We start from the raw sequence: 250 nt of genomic DNA on the forward strand, positions 1-250 counted from the left end.
CCTGTGGCCCGGGCGGTTTCGTGCAGGCGGCGCGGTCGCGGTTGGAGGGCCGGGTCGCCGGCTTCCAGGCCGAGGCCTTCAGCGTGCCGGCCAATACCGGGGGCGAGGAGGGCGAGGTCGAGGTCGTGCTGTCACGCAGCGGCCGTACCCTGCGCCTGCCGCGGGCACTGTCGCTGCTGGAAGGACTCGAAGCCCAGGGCATCAAGCCGCGCCATGGCTGCCGCATGGGCATCTGCAATACCTGCGTGTG

At 72.0% G+C, this 250-nt stretch carries 1 protein-coding gene; it reads left to right on the forward strand.

Translation table 11 applies throughout. The features are described 5' to 3' along the window. The coding region (locus SB822_RS59355; RefSeq protein ID WP_410859409.1) for a flavin reductase family protein at window positions 1–250 on the forward strand (250 nt) is incomplete at both ends.

This window comes from Paraburkholderia sp. SIMBA_054 (genome assembly GCF_046534875.1).
In the GTDB taxonomy this organism is placed as follows: Bacteria; Pseudomonadota; Gammaproteobacteria; order Burkholderiales; family Burkholderiaceae; genus Paraburkholderia; species Paraburkholderia hospita.